The organism is Mesorhizobium sp. GW821-FHT07A06 (assembly GCF_059419085.1).
Genome location: NZ_JBWKRC010000011.1, coordinates 153214 through 171079, shown reverse-complemented (window position 1 = coordinate 171079; position 17866 = coordinate 153214). Strand labels below are relative to the sequence as shown.

The window sequence follows — 17866 nt, the reverse complement described above, 5'->3', positions numbered from 1 at the left end:
GTAAGTTGACTTTTTCTGGGTGTATCAGGCGGCCAGAACGGCCTTCGGCTCGGCCAGTTCGTAGCCGAGCGCCTCGGCGACCGCCCGGTTGGTGATCTTGCCCTTGTGGACGTTGAGGCCGTTGCGCAAATGATGGTCGTCGACCAGCGCCTTCAGGCCCTTGTCGGCGAGCTGCAGGCCGTAGTGCAGCGTCGCATTGTTCAGCGCATGGGCCGAGGTGACCGGCACGGCACCTGGCATGTTGGCGACGCAGTAATGGATAACGCCGTCAACCTCGTAGGTTGGCTCGGCGTGAGTCGTCGCATGCGAGGTCTCGAAGCAGCCGCCCTGGTCGATGGCGACGTCGACCAGCACCGAGCCCTTCTTCATGCCCGACAGCATTTCGCGGGTGACGAGCTTTGGTGCCGCGGCGCCCGGGATCAGCACGGCGCCGACGACGATGTCGGCCGAGAAGCATTCTTCCTCGAGCGCCTCGACGGTCGAATAGCGGGTGTGCACGCGGCCGGCGAAAAGGTCGTCGAGCTGGCGTAGCCGCGGGATCGACCGGTCGATGATGGTGACGTCGGCGCCAAGGCCGGCAGCCATGCGGGCGGCATGCAGGCCGACGACGCCACCGCCGAGCACGGTGACCTTGCCGGGCAGCACGCCGGGCACGCCGCCAAGCAGTATGCCACGGCCGCCATTGGCCTTCTGCAGCGCCGTGGCGCCGGCCTGGATCGACAGGCGACCGGCGACTTCGGACATCGGCGCGAGCAGCGGCAGGCCGCCACGATCGTCGGTCACGGTTTCGTAGGCTATCGCCGTGACGCCGGAAGCGAGCAGGCCCTTGGTCTGCTCCGGATCCGGAGCCAGGTGAAGATAGGTGTACAGGATCTGGCCGTCGCGCAGCTGCACCCATTCATTGGGCTGCGGCTCCTTGACCTTGACGATCATGTCCGACTTTGCGAACACGTCGGCTGCGGTCTTGGCGATGGTGGCGCCGGCGGCGCGATAGGCGTTGTCATCGGCGCCAATGCCGGCACCGGCACCGGCCTCGACCAGCACTTCGTGGCCGTGCGCCACATATTCGCGGACCGAGCCGGGCGTGAGGCCGACACGGTATTCGTGGTTCTTGATTTCCTTGGGGCAGCCGACGCGCATTGTCTTCTCCTGATCCGGGCCCTTTTGGGCTCACTCCCTGTATCGTCTGAGTGAACCACGAATCGGCGCGCAAGTGTTTGCGAATGCGCTTGCGCGGACAGGCAGGTTTCGATAATTGTTGCGCAAAATGGCAGGATATTCGCAGGATTCACGAAAAATGCCGCTCGACAGGATCGATATCGCCATTCTCGAGACATTGCAGAAGGATGGCAGGATACCCAACGCGGCGCTCGCCGAGAAGGTTGGCCTGTCGCAATCGGCCTGCTCGCGCCGGCTCGACAACCTGGAAAAATCCGGCACCATCCGCGGCTACCACGCCCGGCTTTCCAATGCGGCACTCGGTCACCAGATGACGGCGATAGTGCATATATCGCTATCGGGCCAGTTCGAGAAAACGCTGTCGGATTTCGAGGCGGCGATCAAGCGGTGCCCCAACGTGCTGTCATGCCACCTGATGTCGGGCGAATACGATTACATCCTGCGCATCGCGGCAAAGGACCTTGTCGATTATGAGCGCATCCACAAGGAATGGCTGTCGGCCATGCCGCATGTCACCAAGATCAACTCGTCCTTTGCCTTGCGTGAGATCGTCGACCGCACCGCCATGGGGATGAAGCCGGAAATGGCTTAGATGGCATTGATATTCAGGTGACGCCGGCCTGCGAACGGCAAGGTCCCGCGCTTCCGGCATCCACGAACCAAAATGTCCGCTCCGTTCCGGTTCTCGGACCCTCAGCCATTCTCGGCGCGGCTGACCTGAATCTCAACACATCTGGCTGGCTTCCGTGACAATCCGGTCCATCGGAATGTCGTGCGGCTGCGGATAGATGGTCGCGATGCGCTGCAGTTCGTAGCCGACTCCGATGACCAGTGGCTTGAACGGCATGGCGGCCAGCGTGCGGTCGAAGAAGCCGCCGCCATAGCCCAGGCGATAGTTCGTCGGATCGATGCCGACGATCGGCGAGATGACGATGTCCGGCAGCACGGGATCGCCCTCGGCCGGGATCGGGATGTTCCAGACGCCTTTCTCCAGCCGGTCGCCTGGTTTGTAGGCGCGGAAGATCAGCGGTTGCGCTTTCTCCACCACGATGGGCAGCGCGGTGCGGCCGCCTCGTTCATTGATCGCCGCCATCCACGGCCGCAGGTCCGGTTCGCCGCGAAACGGCCAGTAAAGGCTGACCATGCGGCCGGCGATATCGCCGATGATCGCGTCGAGCCCTTCGGCGATGCGATGGGACATTCCCGTTCGCGCGTCGGCCGAAACTGCCAGCCGCGCTGCGATGAGACGCTCGCGCTCGGCTTTGCGCCAGCGTCTCACATCGGCCCAGTCGGATAGCGGCGCCTGGAATGCGGGATCGAGTTCATGCATGAAGCAGGGCGGCGAGGCATATTGTGCCGGACCCTGGTCGTCATGATCGTTAGCCATGCGTCACCTCATCGCGTGTTCGATGACGCTATACCTCGCGACACGATACATCTTGTGCATTCACGACATGGGACGACGAGTCCCGGGCACCACCCTTCTGTTGCTGCATTGCACAAAAATACCTACATCTAGCGCAGGCGATCCTGCCGTCAGGGGTGAACGAGATGACCCGACCCAGCCATCATGTCGTCGTCGTCGGCGCGGGTTTCGGCGGCCTCGAATTCACCCGTGCGCTCGCCGGCGCATCGGTGCGCATCACCATGATCGACAAGCGCAACCATCATCTTTTCCAGCCGCTGCTCTACCAGGTCGCGACGACCGCGCTGGCAACCTCCGAGGTTGCGTGGCCGATCCGCCACCTCCTGCGCAAGCGCAAGGACGTGACGACGCTGCTGGCCAATGTCACCGGCGTCGACCGTGCCGGCAAACGCGTGCTGCTCGATGACGGCAGCGCGGTCGCCTACGACACGCTGGTGCTGGCCACCGGCGCGCGGCACGCCTATTTCGGCCATGACGAATGGGAGCCTTTTGCGCCGGGTTTGAAGACGCTGGAGGATGCGACCACCATTCGGCGGCGCATTCTCCTGGCCTTCGAGCAGGCCGAACGCGAAACCGATCCCGCCAAGCGCCAGGCGCTGCTGACGATCGCCATCGTCGGCGGGGGCCCGACCGGCGTGGAACTGGCCGGTACCATCGCCGAACTGGCGCAAGACACGCTGCGCGGCGAATTCCGCGATATCGATACGCGGCAAACCCGCGTGGTGCTGATCGAGGCCGGCGACCGCATCCTTGCCAATTTCGCGCCGAAACTGTCCGGTTACGCCAGCAAGGCGCTGGAACGTCTTGGTGTGACGGTTGAGCTCGGCCGCGCCGTCACGCGCTGCGACGCCGAGAGCGTTGTGTTTGGCGACAAGCAGCTGGCAGCCCGAACGATCCTGTGGGCGGCCGGCGTTGCCGCTTCACCCGCCGCCGAATGGCTGGGCGCGAAGGCGGACCGCGCGGGCAGGGTGCTCGTCGAGCCTGACCTCAGCGTTCCCGGCAGCCCGGAGATTTTTGTCATCGGCGATGCCGCCCTTGTGCTGAGGCCAGATGGACGGCCGGTGCCTGGCGTGGCGCCTTCCGCCAAGCAGGAGGGCCGACATGTCGCGGCCACCGTCAAGGCCAGGCTTGCCGGCGATACGACGGCACGTCCCTTCCATTACAAGCACGCCGGCGACCTAGCGACGATCGGCAAACGCGCCGCCGCGATCGATTTCGGCTGGATCAAGCTCACGGGCTGGCTCGCCTGGTGGCTGTGGGGCATCGCGCACATCTATTTCCTGATCGGTTTCCGCAACCGGCTTGCGGTTTCCCTGAGCTGGCTATGGATCTACGTCACGGGCCAGCGCAGCGCCCGGCTGATCACCCAGGGCGACGACGACAAGACCTGACTTTTCTTCAAGGTTCCTTTCATCCGCGCGTCATCTCCAGCTGATGGACTGATGTCCGGACGCACGCGACTTCTTGAGTGGACTTGAGCCTATTTCGGCGCGAAGTTCGCTCCGGGGCAGGGCGTCAGTTAGTCGAACAGGAGAAGACATGTCGCAACTGCTCCATCCCGTCTCCCGCCGCGGTTTTCTCGCTGGCGCCGCAGCCACAGGGGCGCTGATCGTGCTTCATCCCTTCTCCGCCCGCGCTCAAGGTAACCAGGCGCATCTTCGGATCATGGAAACCACCGACATCCATGTGAACGTGCTGCCCTATGATTACTACGCCGACAAAGCCAACGACACGATGGGCCTGTCGCGTACGGCATCCCTGATCGACGCGGTGCGCAAGGAGGCCGTCAACTCGATGCTGATCGACAATGGCGACCTGCTGCAGGGCAACCCGATGGGCGACTACATCGCCTACGAGAAGGGCCTCAAGGACGGCGACCTGCATCCGATCATGAAAGGCATGAACCTGCTCGGCTACGAATGCTCGACGCTCGGCAACCACGAGTTCAACTACGGCCTGTCTTTCCTGGACAAGGTGCTGGCCGGCGCCAATTTTCCCTTCGTCTGCGCCAATCTGATCCGCGGCACCGAGCTTGCGGCCAACCCGCGTGACGACAAGCTCTACCTCAAGCCCTATGTGATCCTCGACAAGAAGATCAGGGACGGGTCGGGCGCCGAACAGCCGATCAGGATCGGCATTATCGGTTTCGTGCCGCCGCAGATCATGGTCTGGGACCTCAAGAATCTCGAAGGCAACGTCAAGACGCGCGACATCGTCGAGGCAGCCATGGCCTGGGTGCCGCAGATGAAGGAAGAGGGCGCCGACATCGTCATCGCGCTCTCGCATTCCGGCATCGATGTGAAGCAGGGCGACATGATGGAGAACGCCTCCTTCTTCGTCGCCGGCGTCGATGGCGTCGATGCCGTGTTCACCGGTCACCAGCATCTGGTGTTCCCCGGCAAGAAGGATTTCCAGTCGCTCGAAGGCGTCGATACGCAAAAAGGCACCCTGCGGGGCAAGCCGGCCGTGATGGGCGGTTTCTGGGGCTCGCATATGGGTCTGATCGACCTCATGCTGGAGCGTGACGGATCGAAATGGAAGGTCGTGTCCGCGACCTCCGAGGCGCGGCCGATCTTCGAGCGTGTCGACAACAAGAACAAGCCGACTGTCCCCGACGACAAGCGCATCATCGCCGCGCTCGAGCAGGACCACCAGGCGACCCTGGCCTATGTGCGCCGTCCGGTCGGCAAGACCTCAGCGCCGCTCTATTCCTATTTCGCGCTGGTCGCCGACGATCCGTCGGTGCAGGTCGTCAGCCAGGCGCAGACCTGGTACTTGAAGGACATACTCAAGAGCACGCAGTGGAAGGATGTGCCGCTGCTGTCGGCCGCCGCTCCCTTCAAGGCGGGCGGGCGCAATGGCGCCGACTACTACACCGACGTGCCTGCCGGCGATATCGCCATCAAGAACGTCGCCGACCTTTATCTCTATCCCAACACCGTGCGCGCCGTCCAAATCACCGGCGCGCAGGTCAAGGAATGGCTGGAAATGTCGGCCGGCATCTTCAACAGGATCGAGGCAGGGAAGCCCGACCAGACGCTCATCAACACCGATTTCCCGTCCTACAATTTCGACGTCATCGATGGCGTCTCCTACAAGATCGATCTGTCGCGGCCGCCGAAATATGATGTCAAGGGCGGCGTGGCGAATGCCGGCGCCAATCGCATCGTCGACTTGATGTTCGACGGAAAACCGATTGATCCCAATCAGAAATTCGTCGTCGCGACCAACAATTACCGCGCCGGCGGCGGTGGTAATTTTCCCGACATCAATGCCTCGAAGATCATCTACGAGGCGCCGGACACCAACCGCGATGTCATCGTTCGCTACATTGTGAGCCAGGGCACGATCAACCCGTCGGCCGACGGCAACTGGTCGTTCGCGCCGCTGCCGGGAACCAGCGTCGTGTTCGAGACGGGCGTCAAGGCAAAGGACTTCATCGCCCAAGTGAAGGCGCTGAAGATCGAACCGGCGGGCGAGGGCGAAGCCGGTTTTGCGAAATACCGCATCCTGCTATGATCCGGGTCGTCCAGAGCGGTTCGGTTCACGGAAAAGCCGAACCGCTCCATCTCCTCGATTGAAGGCAATTCCGGATCTTTTTCATCGGTTCCGGATTTGCCTCGTTTCCTGCGATTGCCCCGGCTGGTGCGCATAGCGCGGCCCTCAGTTTTCGGGCGTCAGCGGCAGTGCCGTCGCGGGGGCTTGCGGGCTGACTGGCTGCGTCGGCTCGAGCGACGTGCCGGTCGGATCACTGGGCACGGTCAAGGGCGTCATCCCGGCCGGAGCATGCACCTCGTGGATAGTCGAGGTTGGTGTGTTGTCGATGAGATCGCCGGCACCAGGCGTTATGGTCGGGCTGATGCTGACACCCAGCGGATCGTTCATGACAGTCGGTGGGGTTATGCGCCGTGCATCGGCAGCGGACATTGGGGCAAGCAGGATGGCAATGGCGGTAAGTGTTCGCTTCATGGAAGCCTCCAATGGTCAGAGGCGCTCGGCGTAATCTTGGCGCGGGGCGTCGGATGAGTGAGAACGGCCGACGCGCGATCGCGGTTTCATCACGTCGCATCAAGACGCCGCGATTGGCGCTTTGGCTTAACCCGCGAGTTCGACGCGGGGACGCTCACCAAAGGCGGCCCACAGGCAGATCGACCTAGGCCTTGTAGACCACCTGGCGCACGTCGATGTAGCTGGCGCGGAAGCCGGCTTCGCAATAGTGCAGGTAGAACTCCCAAAGCTTCTTGAAGCGATCGTCGAAGCCGAGCGGTACGATCTTCTCCCACGACGCCCAGAAACGATGTCGCCATTCGGCGAGCGTGCGCGCATAGTCGTCTGGGAAAACGCGCTCACGCAGATGCGCAAGGCCATGATCCTTGCCGAGCGCCTTCAGGATCGACGGTGTCGGCAGCATGCCGCCGGGAAATACGTAGCGCTGGATGAAATCCGGCCTGGCGCGATAGGTGTCGTAGGCGGCTTCGTTGATGGTGATGATCTGCAGACCCGCGGTGCCGCCGGGCTTCAGGCAAGCTTTCATCTTCGAGAAGAACACCGGCCAGTATTTTTCGCCGACCGCCTCGAACATCTCGATAGACGCGATGCGGTCGTAAGTTCCCGTTTCGTCCCGGTAATCCTGCAGCTTGATGTCGACCTTGTCGGCGAGCCCGGCCTTGGCGATGCGTGCCTTGGCGAAGTCGTGCTGTTCGCGGCTGATCGTCAGTCCCGTAACGCGGCAGCCGATTTCGCGTGCCGCGAATTCGGCAAAGCCGCCCCAGCCGCAGCCGATCTCCAGCACATGATCCTTTCCGCCGATACCCGTATCCCTGGCCAGTGCCCGGTATTTGGCGGCCTGGGCGCTTTCCAGATCATTGGCACCGTTGGCGTAGAGCGCCGAGGAATAGGTCATGCTCGGATCGAGCCACTCCTTGTAGAAGGCGTTGCCGAGATCATAATGCGCCGAGATATTGCGCTTAGAACCGGTGTGCGTGTTCTCGTTGAACCAGTGGCGGATGCGCTGGACGGTGTTGATGAGCCAGCTGGCGCCGCCGGCGACGCGTTCGCCGATCACCGAATTGACCACGAACAATTCCAGGAAGCTGGTCACGTCCGGGCTTTCCCAATCGCCGTCCATATAGGATTCGGCAACACCGATCGTGCCGCCGGAAAAGGCGCGGCCTGGCAGCCGCCAATTCTTCAGCACCAGCTCGGCGTCGGGGCCGGGCGCCTTGCCGCCGACCAGAACGGCGCGGCCGTCCGGCATCCTGACCTTGAGGGAACCGCGCGGCAGGTTCATCGCCGCCGACAGCACCATGCGCGCCTTGGCCGGCAGGCCCTTGACGATCTCGGCGAAATTGAATTCGTCGAGCCTGACCGCTTCGCTCAGCGCTGCGCTGTGATGTTCCCCATGTGCCATTTCACACCCCTGGATTTCCGTGGTTCTGGCGCAAATTGCCGGGCCACGATTCTCTTGGATCATTCGCCAGGTTCGAACGCCCTTGCCTGGTCCCGGTATCTCATGGGTTCGGCGCGAGGCGGGCTCGAACGAAAGCGCGCGCCTGTTAGCCAAAGCTTCAGCGCTTCCCAGCGAATGCCTGTCACAATCTTCCACGTCATGAGGGGGAACTTCAAGAGGCAGGCCATTGGCTGGGCTGTGCCACGTGGCGCTTGGTATCTGCTCCCTCGCGTCGAGTTGCTGCCCGAATTCAAAAACGGCTATGGCCGCCGCCATGCCTGTGCGATAGCTTTAGCCATGCGCTATGTAATCGTCATTGCCGCCGTCGCATTCTTCCTGATCTGGGATGGCCTGTACAATCAGGGCCGGTATCTCGACATGTCGGTCAGGGAACTCTCCCATATCGTTCGTTACGTCACCGGCAAGGCCTGAGCAGCCCCTCCCGACCTGGACGTCCCTTCCGAAGATCCTAGGCGTTGGTCATCGCGAGATGCGGTACGGCGCCGAGCGGGCGCGTCGCAAGGACGCGTGGCGTCATGAACGGTTGACGCGAGGGGACCGCCGTCACTAAAGACCCGGCATTCAGATCGAGGAGGCGGAATTGATCCGGCATATCGTTTTCTTCAGCGCCAGGCGCAAGGAGGATGTGGAGGCTGTGCGCAGCGGGCTTTTGGCGCTTGGCGACATTCCTCATTCCAGCCTCTTCGAGGTCACTTTGAACACCAAGGTCGACCCGTTGTCGGATGAAGTCGATGTCGTCGTCTACGCCGAGTTCGCCAATGACGCGGCGCTGGCCGCTTACAAGGCGCATCCGCTCTATGCGCGGACCACCAGCAAGGTCAAACCCTTGCGCGAGCTGCGCTATTCCGCCGATGTCGTGGCCGGCAGCTGATCCAGCGCCTGCTCCAGCGGGGCGCCGTTGTCGATGCCCTATCAGATAGCCGTACACGTCCCTGCCAAATGTCTCGGTCAGGACGACGACTTGATTTGCCGACCTCAACGCCATGCACTCAAGCCAGCGGGTTATGTCCCCGCGCGGGGGATGCCGCTGCGTCAGATCCCGCGGCGGCGGATGAGAAGAAGACCTTGAACCGTTTTGCGGAATGATGCACATGCCCGCCTGCATGACCCGAACAACAGCAGCCGGCATTCATCCGCTCGATCATCTGGTGCTGCCGACGCAGAACCTCGATGTGGCGCGTTCCCGGCTCACTTCGCTCGGCTTCGTCGTCGCCCCGACCGGCATCCATCCCTTTGGAACGGAAAACTGCTGCGTTTTCCTCGCCGACGGCACCTATCTGGAGCCGCTCGCGATTGGCAGCGAACAGGCCACGATCAAGGCCGCTGTCGAGGGCAATGTCTTCGTCGCGCGCGACCGCCTCTACCGCGAAAGCCGCGGCGATGAGGGATTTTCCGCGGTGGTGCTGGGAACCGATAACGCCGATGCCGACCATGCGCGCTATGTCGAGGCCGGCCTGTCGGCGGGAGGCACGCTGAGCTTTTCACGCGCTTTCACCGATACATCGGGCAAAAGCGACGAGGCGTCATTCAAGCTGGCCTTCGCCTCGGCCAATGACACAACCGATGCGTTTCTTTTTGCCTGCCAGCGCATCAATGCGCCTGATGTGGACCGCGCGGCTTTGCAGGCCCACGCCAATGGCGCCACAGGCATCATGGAAGTGGTGGCGATCAGCGACCACCCTGCCGAACAGTCGCGGCTGATTTCCGTGGCGTTGGGGAATCCCGCTGCCGGCGTGGGCTCAGCGTTTCATTTGCCAAATGCAACGCTGAGCGTGCTCGATCCCGTGTCTTTCACCGCGCGCTTTGGTGTTTCGGCCGGTTCACCGACGAAGCTCCGCTTCGCGGCGGTCGTCTTCGGGGTCCGCAGCGCCGATGCCACATCAAGCCTGCTTGCAGCCAATGCCATCCAGCACGATATAGCGGGCACTGACATTGTCGTGCAGCCCGCATCCGGACAGGGCGCGGCTTTCATCTTCCGGGAGATCCCATGAGCAAGCCCCAAGCGTCCACTTCGACGACGCCCAATTCGTCGGTAACGGTCGGCAATGTCGTCTTCGACAACAATGCGGCCTTGGCGCTGATCGCCGGCCCGTGTCAGTTCGAATCGCGCCAGCACGCCTTCGACATGGCCGGCGCGCTGAAGGAACTGACCGGCAGGCTCGGCATCGGCCTCGTCTACAAGACGAGTTACGACAAGGCCAACCGCACCTCGCTGTCGGCAACACGCGGCGCGGGCATGGATGCCGCGCTTCCCGTCTTCGACGAACTGCGCAAGGCGTTTTCGCTTCCCGTGCTGACCGATGTCCACACCGAGGAGCAGTGCGCGATCGTCGCTCCGCATGTCGATGTGCTGCAGATACCTGCCTTCCTGTCGCGCCAGACCGACATGCTGGTCGCAGCGGCAAGGACCGGCAAGGTCATCAATGTCAAGAAGGGGCAATTCCTTGCGCCCTGGGACATGAAGAACGTGGTCGCCAAGATCACGGGTTCCGGCAATGCCAATGTCCTGACCACCGAGCGCGGCGCGTCCTTCGGCTACAACACGCTGGTATCCGACATGCGGGCCTTGCCGATCATGGCCGAAATCGGCGCTCCGGTGATTTTCGACGCTACGCATTCGGTCCAGCAGCCGGGCGGGCAGGGCGGTTCGTCAGGCGGCGAGCGTCGATTTGTCGAAACCTTGGCTCGCGCGGCCGTAGCCGTCGGCGTTGCCGGCGTCTTCATCGAGACCCATCAGGATCCCGACAATTCGACCTCTTCCGACGGACCGAACATGGTGCCGCTGAAGGACATGCCGGCGCTTCTCGAAAGGCTGATGGCCTTCGACCGGATAGCCAAGGGCCTCTGAGCGGGCGCTCCCCTGCCTCCGCTTGTGGTGGACAGGGGCCGGTTGTACGCTTGGCCGGCAAATGAGCGTCTTGGCAGGAGGAAAGCCATGTCTGTTGCCCGCGTCACCGAAATTACCTCGTCGTCGAAGAAGAGTTTTCAGGACGCCATCGAGAAGGGAATTGCCCGCGCGTCGAAAACCCTGAAGAACGTGGAAGGCGCCTGGATCCAGGATCAGAAAATCGTCGTCGAGGACGGCAAGATTTCAGCCTACCGCGTCAACATGAAGGTGACTTTCATTCTCGCTGAGTGACCGTCCGACGCTTAAAAAGTCGGGAACCTTCGCCCGTCCGCCTCATTGTCAAAGCAGTGTTCAACGACAACGAGGAGCAGATCATGACAACACAGACAGGCCACACCGAAGCCATTGCCGCTTCGCGAGTCATCGGCACATCCGTCTACAACACCGAGGGCAAGAGCATCGGCAGCATCGAGGACATCATGCTCGACAAGACGTCGAACGGCATCATGTTCGCGGTGATCGGGTTTGGCGGCTTTCTCGGCATCGGCGAGAAGTACCACGCCATTCCTTGGGCGACTCTCGACTATGATGAAGACAAGGGCGGCTACGTCGTGCCGTTCTCGAAGGAGCAGTTGAAGGCGGCGCCCGCCTATTCGATCAATGAACTGGCCGGCGCGGACGGTGAGAGGGCGCGCGATGCGTCCTATGAGTATTACAAGGTCACGCCCTACTGGCATTGACCCCACATGCAAAAAGGGCCCCGTTTCGACGGGGCCCTTTTTGATTCCGCACCAACGTCACTCACTGATGCTCAAGGCCGGCAAGGTAACGATGGCCTTTGGCGGCGACTGCTGATTATCGCATGATGTCAGCAACGCGGCCGCGATCAGAAACAGACTGACAATACCGCTCAACTCGGACATGGCGAAACTCCTCCTGTTTCGCCCCGCGCGACAATAGCCATAACCCGAAATTGATGTCTGGGCGCATGACTTATGATGACAGAAATTTGCGCTTCGTGAATCGGGCTGGCGGCACTATTCGGCCATGGCTGGATTGCCTTTTGCGTCGCTTTGGCTAAGACGGGCGCGACCTTTCGTCAGATCAATCGGGGACATCGCAATGACCGCCATCATCGACATTGTCGGACGTGAAATCCTGGACAGCCGTGGAAACCCGACCGTCGAGGTCGATGTCGTACTCGAAGACGGTTCGATGGGCCGCGCCGCGGTGCCGTCAGGCGCCTCGACCGGAGCCCATGAGGCCGTCGAGCTTCGCGACGGCGGGGCCCGCTATCTCGGCAAGGGCGTGCTGAAGGCCGTGGAGGCGGTCAACGGCGAACTGTTCGAGGCGATCGGCGGCATGGAAGCCGAAAACCAGATCCACATCGACCAGACGATGATCGAACTCGACGGCACGCCCAACAAGAGCCGGCTCGGCGCCAACGCCATTCTGGGCGTTTCGCTGGCGGTGGCCAAGGCCGCGGCCGATGCCGCCGGCCTGCCGCTCTACCGTTATGTCGGCGGCACCAAGGCGCACATCCTGCCTGTGCCGATGATGAACATCATCAATGGCGGCGCGCATGCCGACAACCCGATCGATTTCCAGGAATTCATGATCCTGCCGGTCGGCGCGCCGACGCTGCGCGAAGGCGTGCGCTGGGGCTCTGAAATCTTCCACACGCTGCGAAAGAAGCTGAAGGATGCCGGCCACAATACAAATGTCGGCGACGAGGGCGGCTTTGCCCCGAACCTGAAGAGCGCGCCGGTGGCGCTCGATTTCATCATGGAGTCGATCGAGAAGGCCGGCTTCAAGCCGGGCGAGGAGATCGCGCTCGGCCTCGATTGCGCCGCCACCGAATTCTTCAAGGACGGCAACTACGTCTATGAGGGCGAGAAGAAGACGCGTGACCCCAAGGCGCAGGCCAAGTATCTCGCCAAGCTTGCCGCTGACTATCCGATCATCTCGATCGAGGACGGCTTGGCCGAGGATGATTGGGAAGGCTGGAAGTACCTGACCGACCTGATCGGCAAGAAAACGCAGCTGGTCGGCGACGACCTTTTCGTCACCAACACGGCGCGCCTGCGCGACGGCATCCGCATGGGCGTTGCCAATTCGATACTGGTCAAGGTCAACCAGATCGGCTCGCTGACCGAAACGCTCGACGCGGTCGAGACCGCCCACAAGGCTGGCTACACCGCCGTCATGTCGCATCGTTCCGGCGAGACCGAGGATTCGACCATCGCTGATCTCGCCGTCGCCACCAATTGCGGGCAGATCAAGACCGGTTCGCTGTCGCGCTCCGACCGCATGGCCAAGTACAACCAGTTGATCCGTATCGAGGAAGAACTCGGCAAGCAGGCGCGCTACGCCGGCAAGTCGGTGATCAAGGGCTGATCCGAAGCCATTGAACGCGGATGTTGAACGAAGGGCGGGGTCATTCCCGCCCTTTTTCATTTCGCTGTCACCGGGCAGGGCTCCGTAACCGTCCGTTAAGCACAATCGGGTGAAAAAGATCGTGAGCCGCCTGAGTTCGCGGCCGCGAGGGAACGGGCGATGTGGACGCGTCAGCACAAGCAGAGAAATACCGGCCGGCTGATCATCCCTTCGCTTTGCGTCGTGTTCCTGGCCTATTTCGGCTTCCATGCCTATCACGGCGAATTCGGCATCAATTCGAAGTATCAGCTGGAAGCCCAGACTGTCGCGCTGCAAGCGCAGCTCGATGCCGTCAAGGCACGCCGGATGGAACTTGAGCGGCGCGTTCGGCTCATGCATGACGGCACGCTGGAGAAGGACATGCTCGACGAGCAGGCGCGCAGGGCGCTTAATCTTTCCCAGGCTGATGAGATCACCATCATGTTGCCGGCTTCGTCGAAATAACTGTATTTCAGTTAATCACCAATATTTTCAATGATTTTAATCGCTTAGGCGCATGCCAGCTATGCAAATTCGTCATGGCGCAACGCTTTAACGCGTGTTAGCCTTGCATAAATCGGTGGGGAGAGCTGATCTTCCCAGGGCGGATTTCATCCTGCCCTAATGTCCGCAAAGAGACGCCAACAGGGAGTGATGCATGGCCACCGCAGCCAGAAAAGCGCCTGCCAAATCGAAATCCGACGGCAAATCGGGTCTTTCCGCGCCCAAGCCCGCGGAATTCACCAAGGACGAAGAGCTTGCCGCCTACCGGCATATGCTGCTCATCCGCCGCTTCGAGGAAAAAGCCGGCCAGCTCTACGGCATGGGCTTCATCGGCGGCTTCTGCCATCTCTATATCGGCCAGGAAGCGGTCGTCACCGGCATGAAGATGGCGCTGATCGACGGCGATCAGATGATCACAGCCTATCGCGACCACGGCCACATGCTGGCGATGGAGCTTTCTCCGCGCGGCGTCATGGCCGAGCTGACCGGGCGCCGTGGCGGCCTGTCACGGGGCAAGGGCGGCTCCATGCATATGTTCTCCAAGGAGAAGCATTTTTACGGTGGCCATGGCATTGTCGGCGCGCAGGTGTCGCTCGGCACCGGGCTGGCCTTCGCCAACCGCTACCGCGACAACAACAATGTCTCGCTAACCTATTTTGGCGATGGCGCCGCCAACCAGGGCCAGGTCTATGAAAGCTTCAACATGGCCTCGCTGTGGAAGCTGCCGGTGATCTACATCATCGAGAACAACCGCTACGCCATGGGCACGTCGGTTTCGCGCTCTTCCGCGGAGACGGATTTCTCGCACCGGGGTGCGTCCTTCAAAATTCCAGGTATCCAGGTCGACGGCATGGATGTGCGCGCGGTCAAGGCCGCCGGCGAGCTCGCCACCGAATGGTGCCGTGCCGGCAATGGCCCGCTGATCCTCGAAATGCAGACCTATCGCTATCGCGGCCACTCGATGTCGGATCCGGCGAAATACCGCTCGAAGGAAGAAGTGCAGAAGATGCGCTCCGAGCATGATCCGATCGAGCAGGTCAAGGCGCGGCTGATCGAGAAGAAGTGGGCGACCGAGGACGAGTTGAAGACCATCGACAAGGAAGTTCGCGACATCGTCGCCGACGCCGCCGAGTTTGCCCAGAACGATGCGGAGCCGGATCCGTCCGAGCTCTGGACCGATATCGTATTGTAAGGGAGGGCCAGGACATGCCGATCGAAATTCTCATGCCCGCTCTCTCGCCGACCATGGAAGAGGGCAATCTTTCCAAGTGGTTGAAGAACGAGGGCGACAAGGTCGTCGCCGGCGATGTTATCGCCGAGATCGAAACCGACAAGGCGACGATGGAAGTCGAAGCCGTCGATGAAGGCACTCTGGCCAAGATCGTGGTTCCAGCCGGCACCGAAGGCGTCAAGGTCAACGCGGTGATCGCCGTGCTTGCGGTTGAAGGCGAAGACACCGACAAGGCCGGCGAAGGCATCGGCGAAGAGCCTGCCAAGGCTGAAGCGGCTGCACCGGCACCGGTTGCGGCCAAGAGCGAGGCCGCGGCACCGGTCGCGGCGGCGCCGAAGACCGAGATCGCCGCCGATCCGGATATCCCTGCCGGCACCGAGATGGTCTCGACCACGGTGCGCGAAGCGCTGCGCGATGCCATGGCCGAGGAAATGCGCCGCGACGGCGATGTCTTCGTCATGGGCGAGGAGGTCGCCGAATACCAGGGCGCCTACAAGATCACGCAAGGGTTGCTGCAGGAGTTCGGACCGCGCCGCGTCGTCGACACGCCGATCACCGAGCACGGTTTTGCCGGCGTCGGCGTCGGTGCGGCGATGGCCGGGCTGAAGCCGATCGTCGAGTTCATGACTTTCAACTTCGCCATGCAGGCGATCGACCAGATCATCAATTCGGCAGCCAAGACGCTCTATATGTCGGGCGGCCAGATGGGGGCGCCGATCGTGTTTCGCGGGCCGAACGGCGCTGCCGCCCGTGTCGCTGCCCAGCACTCGCAGTGCTACGCCGCCTGGTACAGCCACATTCCGGGCCTGAAGGTTGTGATGCCGTATACGGCCGCCGACGCCAAGGGCTTGCTGAAGGCTGCGATCCGCGACCCCAACCCGATCATCTTCCTTGAGAACGAAATCCTCTACGGCCAGTCTTTCGACGTGCCGAAGCTCGATGATTTCGTGCTGCCGATCGGCAAGGCGCGCATCCACAAGCAAGGCAAGGACGTCACCATCGTCTCGTTCGGTATCGGCATGACCTATGCGGTGAAGGCGGAGGCGGAATTGCGCGGCATGGGCATCGACGCCGAGATCATCGATCTCAGGACCATCCGCCCGCTCGACCTCGACACGATCATCGCCTCGGTCAAGAAGACCAACCGGCTGGTCGTGGTGGAAGAGGGTTTCCCGCAGAACTCGGTCGGCGACCACATCGCCAACCAGGTCTCGCAGCGCGCCTTCGATTTCCTCGACGCGCCGGTCATCACCATTGCCGGCAAGGATGTGCCGATGCCTTATGCGGCCAACCTCGAAAAACTGGCATTGCCGAATGTCGGCGAGGTCATCGAGGCGGTCAAAGCCGTCACGTATCGCTGAACCGGGCGGGAGGACAACATGCCAATCAACATCACCATGCCGGCGCTCTCCCCCACGATGGAAGAGGGAAATCTGTCGAAGTGGCTGGTCAAGGAAGGCGATAAGGTTTCGCCGGGCGATGTCATCGCCGAGATCGAGACCGACAAGGCGACGATGGAAGTCGAAGCCGTCGATGAGGGCACGGTCGCCAAGCTCGTCGTTCCCGCCGGCACCGAAGGCGTCAAGGTCAATGCGCTGATTGCGGTGCTTGCCGCCGAAGGCGAGGACGCAAGCACCGCCGCGAAAAGCGGTGGTGGTGCTGCGCCGGCAAAGATTGAGGCGCCGAAAGCGGAAGCTCCCACCTCCCCCTCTGATGGGGGAGGTCGCGCCGCAGGCGCGGGTGGAGGTGAACCCACCGCCGCGCCCCCCACCCCGGCCGGAAGGCCGGCCGACCCTCCCCACAAGGGGGAGGGTGAAGGACGCACTTTCGCCTCGCCGCTCGCGCGCCGCATCGCCAAGGAAGCCGGCGTCGATGTGTCTGGCGTGACCGGCACCGGCCCGCATGGGCGGGTGGTGAAGGCCGACGTCGACGCGGCGATTGCCGGCGGCGGCGCCAAGGCAGCGCCCGCTGCGAAGGCTCCAGCCGGCGCACCGGCTGCTGCTTCCGCTCCTGCCGTGAAGGCGATGTCGGACGACCAGGTGCTGAAGCTGTTCGAGGAAAGCTCCTACGAGCTGGTCCCGCACGACAATATGCGCAAGACCATCGCGCGCCGCCTGGTCGAGGCCAAGACCACCATTCCGCATTTCTACCTGACGCTCGACTGCGAGCTCGATGCGCTGCTGGCGCTGCGCACGCAGATCAATGCCGCCGCACCGATAAAGAAGACCGACAAGGGCGAGGCTCCCGCCTACAAGCTGTCGGTCAACGACATGGTCATCAAGGCGATGGCCATGGCACTGAAGGCGGTGCCGGATGCCAATGCCTCATGGACCGAAAGCGCCATGGTCAAGCACAAGCATGCCGATGTCGGCGTCGCCGTCTCGATCCCCGGTGGGCTGATCACGCCGATCATCCGGCATGCCGACGAAAAGTCGCTGTCCACCATCTCCAACGAGATGAAGGATCTGGCGAGCCGTGCACGCAGCCGCAAGCTGAAGCCGGAAGAGTATCAGGGCGGCACCACGGCGGTGTCGAACCTCGGCATGTTCGGCATCAAGGACTTCGCCGCCGTCATCAACCCGCCGCATGCGACGATTCTGGCGGTCGGGGCCGGCGAGGAGCGGGCCGTGGTCAAGAACGGCGAGATCAAAATAGCCACCGTGATGTCGGTGACGCTGTCGACGGACCATCGTGCCGTCGACGGGGCACTTGGCGCCGAACTGCTCGTCGCCTTCAAGCGGCTGATCGAGAATCCGATGGGGCTGTTGGTCTAGGCAAGGGGAGAGGCGGTGC

Annotated in this window: 20 protein-coding genes; 14 read left to right on the top strand and 6 right to left on the bottom strand. The window is 62.3% G+C overall.

The window, feature by feature from the left end; all coding sequences use genetic code 11:
* Positions 1-24: 24 nt before the first annotated feature.
* A complete protein-coding gene (ald, locus tag AC07SZ_RS27980; RefSeq protein WP_056567969.1) occupies positions 25-1140 on the bottom strand; it encodes an alanine dehydrogenase in 1116 nt (371 codons plus the stop codon).
* Between the two features lie 157 nt (positions 1141-1297).
* Here ald and AC07SZ_RS27975 point away from each other — a divergent pair, with 157 nt between their 5' ends.
* Positions 1298-1771 (top strand): Lrp/AsnC family transcriptional regulator, encoded by a 474-nt coding sequence (locus AC07SZ_RS27975; RefSeq protein ID WP_010909317.1) that lies wholly within the window; start codon positions 1298-1300, stop codon positions 1769-1771.
* A gap of 132 nt (positions 1772-1903) precedes the next feature.
* Here the strand turns inward: AC07SZ_RS27975 and AC07SZ_RS27970 are convergent, their stop codons facing one another.
* Positions 1904-2566 (bottom strand): 5-formyltetrahydrofolate cyclo-ligase, encoded by a 663-nt coding sequence (locus tag AC07SZ_RS27970; protein ID WP_172373906.1) that lies wholly within the window; start codon positions 2564-2566, stop codon positions 1904-1906.
* A 164-nt stretch (positions 2567-2730) separates the two neighbouring features.
* Here AC07SZ_RS27970 and AC07SZ_RS27965 point away from each other — a divergent pair, with 164 nt between their 5' ends.
* Together AC07SZ_RS27965 and AC07SZ_RS27960 are read left to right on the top strand one after the other, a co-directional pair.
* On the top strand, positions 2731-3996 hold the full coding sequence (locus AC07SZ_RS27965) for an NAD(P)/FAD-dependent oxidoreductase (RefSeq protein ID WP_494916793.1): 1266 nt from the start codon (positions 2731-2733) through the stop codon (positions 3994-3996).
* A 148-nt stretch (positions 3997-4144) separates the two neighbouring features.
* Positions 4145-6124, top strand: coding sequence for a bifunctional 2',3'-cyclic-nucleotide 2'-phosphodiesterase/3'-nucleotidase (locus tag AC07SZ_RS27960; RefSeq protein WP_056567963.1), 1980 nt, complete (start codon positions 4145-4147; stop codon positions 6122-6124).
* A 144-nt stretch (positions 6125-6268) separates the two neighbouring features.
* On the opposite strand, the gene AC07SZ_RS27955 is transcribed toward AC07SZ_RS27960, so the two are convergent.
* From AC07SZ_RS27955 to AC07SZ_RS27945, 3 genes are all read right to left on the bottom strand, one after another.
* Entirely contained in the window at positions 6269-6574 is a 306-nt protein-coding gene (locus AC07SZ_RS27955) for a hypothetical protein (protein ID WP_494916791.1), read from the bottom strand.
* Between the two features lie 184 nt (positions 6575-6758).
* Positions 6759-8015 (bottom strand): SAM-dependent methyltransferase, encoded by a 1257-nt coding sequence (locus AC07SZ_RS27950; RefSeq protein WP_056567957.1) that lies wholly within the window; start codon positions 8013-8015, stop codon positions 6759-6761.
* 59 nt (positions 8016-8074) lie between these two features.
* Positions 8075-8215 carry a DUF1365 domain-containing protein gene (locus AC07SZ_RS27945; protein WP_244493995.1) on the bottom strand — a complete coding sequence of 47 codons (141 nt, stop codon included), beginning with the start codon at positions 8213-8215 and terminating at the stop codon, positions 8075-8077.
* 136 nt (positions 8216-8351) lie between these two features.
* Between AC07SZ_RS27945 and AC07SZ_RS27940 the strand changes: the two genes are divergently transcribed.
* The 6 genes from AC07SZ_RS27940 to AC07SZ_RS27915 all read left to right on the top strand — a co-directional run bounded on the left by AC07SZ_RS27940 (position 8352) and on the right by AC07SZ_RS27915 (position 11663).
* Positions 8352-8486, top strand: a complete 135-nt coding sequence (locus AC07SZ_RS27940) for a hypothetical protein (protein ID WP_274534552.1) — start codon at positions 8352-8354, stop codon at positions 8484-8486.
* Positions 8487-8655: 169 nt separating this feature from the next.
* The gene (locus tag AC07SZ_RS27935; protein WP_056567950.1) at positions 8656-8946 is read left to right on the top strand and encodes a Dabb family protein; all 291 of its coding nucleotides are present in this window, start codon (positions 8656-8658) and stop codon (positions 8944-8946) included.
* A gap of 232 nt (positions 8947-9178) precedes the next feature.
* The gene (locus AC07SZ_RS27930; protein ID WP_494916788.1) at positions 9179-10066 is read left to right on the top strand and encodes a VOC family protein; all 888 of its coding nucleotides are present in this window, start codon (positions 9179-9181) and stop codon (positions 10064-10066) included.
* Positions 10063-10923 carry a 3-deoxy-8-phosphooctulonate synthase gene (kdsA, locus tag AC07SZ_RS27925; RefSeq protein ID WP_056567947.1) on the top strand — a complete coding sequence of 287 codons (861 nt, stop codon included), beginning with the start codon at positions 10063-10065 and terminating at the stop codon, positions 10921-10923. Before AC07SZ_RS27930 ends, kdsA begins: the two co-directional genes overlap by 4 nt.
* An 87-nt stretch (positions 10924-11010) precedes the next feature.
* Positions 11011-11214, top strand: a complete 204-nt coding sequence (locus AC07SZ_RS27920) for a dodecin family protein (protein WP_056567944.1) — start codon at positions 11011-11013, stop codon at positions 11212-11214.
* An 83-nt stretch (positions 11215-11297) separates the two neighbouring features.
* Positions 11298-11663, top strand: a complete 366-nt coding sequence (locus tag AC07SZ_RS27915; protein ID WP_056568065.1) for a PRC-barrel domain-containing protein — start codon at positions 11298-11300, stop codon at positions 11661-11663.
* A 57-nt stretch (positions 11664-11720) separates the two neighbouring features.
* Here the strand turns inward: AC07SZ_RS27915 and AC07SZ_RS27910 are convergent, their stop codons facing one another.
* Complete coding sequence (locus AC07SZ_RS27910) at positions 11721-11846, bottom strand: hypothetical protein (RefSeq protein WP_281410909.1); 126 nt, start codon at positions 11844-11846, stop codon at positions 11721-11723.
* A gap of 199 nt (positions 11847-12045) precedes the next feature.
* On the opposite strand from AC07SZ_RS27910, the gene eno reads away from it, so the two are divergent.
* From eno to AC07SZ_RS27885, 5 genes are all read left to right on the top strand, one after another.
* Positions 12046-13320, top strand: coding sequence for a phosphopyruvate hydratase (gene eno, locus AC07SZ_RS27905; protein ID WP_056567941.1), 1275 nt, complete (start codon positions 12046-12048; stop codon positions 13318-13320).
* Between the two features lie 159 nt (positions 13321-13479).
* Positions 13480-13803 carry an FtsB family cell division protein gene (locus tag AC07SZ_RS27900; RefSeq protein ID WP_019858020.1) on the top strand — a complete coding sequence of 108 codons (324 nt, stop codon included), beginning with the start codon at positions 13480-13482 and terminating at the stop codon, positions 13801-13803.
* A gap of 193 nt (positions 13804-13996) precedes the next feature.
* Complete coding sequence (gene pdhA, locus AC07SZ_RS27895) at positions 13997-15034, top strand: pyruvate dehydrogenase (acetyl-transferring) E1 component subunit alpha (protein ID WP_494916784.1); 1038 nt, start codon at positions 13997-13999, stop codon at positions 15032-15034.
* Between the two features lie 14 nt (positions 15035-15048).
* Positions 15049-16434 (top strand): pyruvate dehydrogenase complex E1 component subunit beta, encoded by a 1386-nt coding sequence (locus AC07SZ_RS27890; protein WP_494916782.1) that lies wholly within the window; start codon positions 15049-15051, stop codon positions 16432-16434.
* A gap of 18 nt (positions 16435-16452) precedes the next feature.
* The gene (locus AC07SZ_RS27885) at positions 16453-17847 is read left to right on the top strand and encodes a pyruvate dehydrogenase complex dihydrolipoamide acetyltransferase (protein WP_494916780.1); all 1395 of its coding nucleotides are present in this window, start codon (positions 16453-16455) and stop codon (positions 17845-17847) included.
* Positions 17848-17866 lie beyond the last annotated feature (19 nt).

Bases quoted from the DNA above. Each gene is read 5' to 3' on its own strand.
- AC07SZ_RS27910 (WP_281410909.1), bottom strand. From the start codon at position 11,846: ATGTCCGAGTTGAGCGGTATTGTCAGTCTGTTTCTGATCGCGGCCGCG.
- AC07SZ_RS27940 (WP_274534552.1), top strand. From the start codon at position 8,352: ATGCGCTATGTAATCGTCATTGCCGCCGTCGCATTCTTCCTGATCTGG.
- pdhA (WP_494916784.1), top strand. From the start codon at position 13,997: ATGGCCACCGCAGCCAGAAAAGCGCCTGCCAAATCGAAATCCGACGGC.
- AC07SZ_RS27970 (WP_172373906.1), bottom strand. From the start codon at position 2,566: ATGGCTAACGATCATGACGACCAGGGTCCGGCACAATATGCCTCGCCG.
- AC07SZ_RS27900 (WP_019858020.1), top strand. From the start codon at position 13,480: ATGTGGACGCGTCAGCACAAGCAGAGAAATACCGGCCGGCTGATCATC.
- AC07SZ_RS27960 (WP_056567963.1), top strand. From the start codon at position 4,145: ATGTCGCAACTGCTCCATCCCGTCTCCCGCCGCGGTTTTCTCGCTGGC.
- AC07SZ_RS27950 (WP_056567957.1), bottom strand. From the start codon at position 8,015: ATGGCACATGGGGAACATCACAGCGCAGCGCTGAGCGAAGCGGTCAGG.
- AC07SZ_RS27890 (WP_494916782.1), top strand. From the start codon at position 15,049: ATGCCGATCGAAATTCTCATGCCCGCTCTCTCGCCGACCATGGAAGAG.
- AC07SZ_RS27885 (WP_494916780.1), top strand. From the start codon at position 16,453: ATGCCAATCAACATCACCATGCCGGCGCTCTCCCCCACGATGGAAGAG.
- kdsA (WP_056567947.1), top strand. From the start codon at position 10,063: ATGAGCAAGCCCCAAGCGTCCACTTCGACGACGCCCAATTCGTCGGTA.
- AC07SZ_RS27975 (WP_010909317.1), top strand. From the start codon at position 1,298: ATGCCGCTCGACAGGATCGATATCGCCATTCTCGAGACATTGCAGAAG.
- AC07SZ_RS27965 (WP_494916793.1), top strand. From the start codon at position 2,731: ATGACCCGACCCAGCCATCATGTCGTCGTCGTCGGCGCGGGTTTCGGC.
- AC07SZ_RS27930 (WP_494916788.1), top strand. From the start codon at position 9,179: ATGACCCGAACAACAGCAGCCGGCATTCATCCGCTCGATCATCTGGTG.
- eno (WP_056567941.1), top strand. From the start codon at position 12,046: ATGACCGCCATCATCGACATTGTCGGACGTGAAATCCTGGACAGCCGT.
- AC07SZ_RS27920 (WP_056567944.1), top strand. From the start codon at position 11,011: ATGTCTGTTGCCCGCGTCACCGAAATTACCTCGTCGTCGAAGAAGAGT.
- AC07SZ_RS27955 (WP_494916791.1), bottom strand. From the start codon at position 6,574: ATGAAGCGAACACTTACCGCCATTGCCATCCTGCTTGCCCCAATGTCC.
- AC07SZ_RS27945 (WP_244493995.1), bottom strand. From the start codon at position 8,215: ATGACGTGGAAGATTGTGACAGGCATTCGCTGGGAAGCGCTGAAGCTT.
- ald (WP_056567969.1), bottom strand. From the start codon at position 1,140: ATGCGCGTCGGCTGCCCCAAGGAAATCAAGAACCACGAATACCGTGTC.
- AC07SZ_RS27915 (WP_056568065.1), top strand. From the start codon at position 11,298: ATGACAACACAGACAGGCCACACCGAAGCCATTGCCGCTTCGCGAGTC.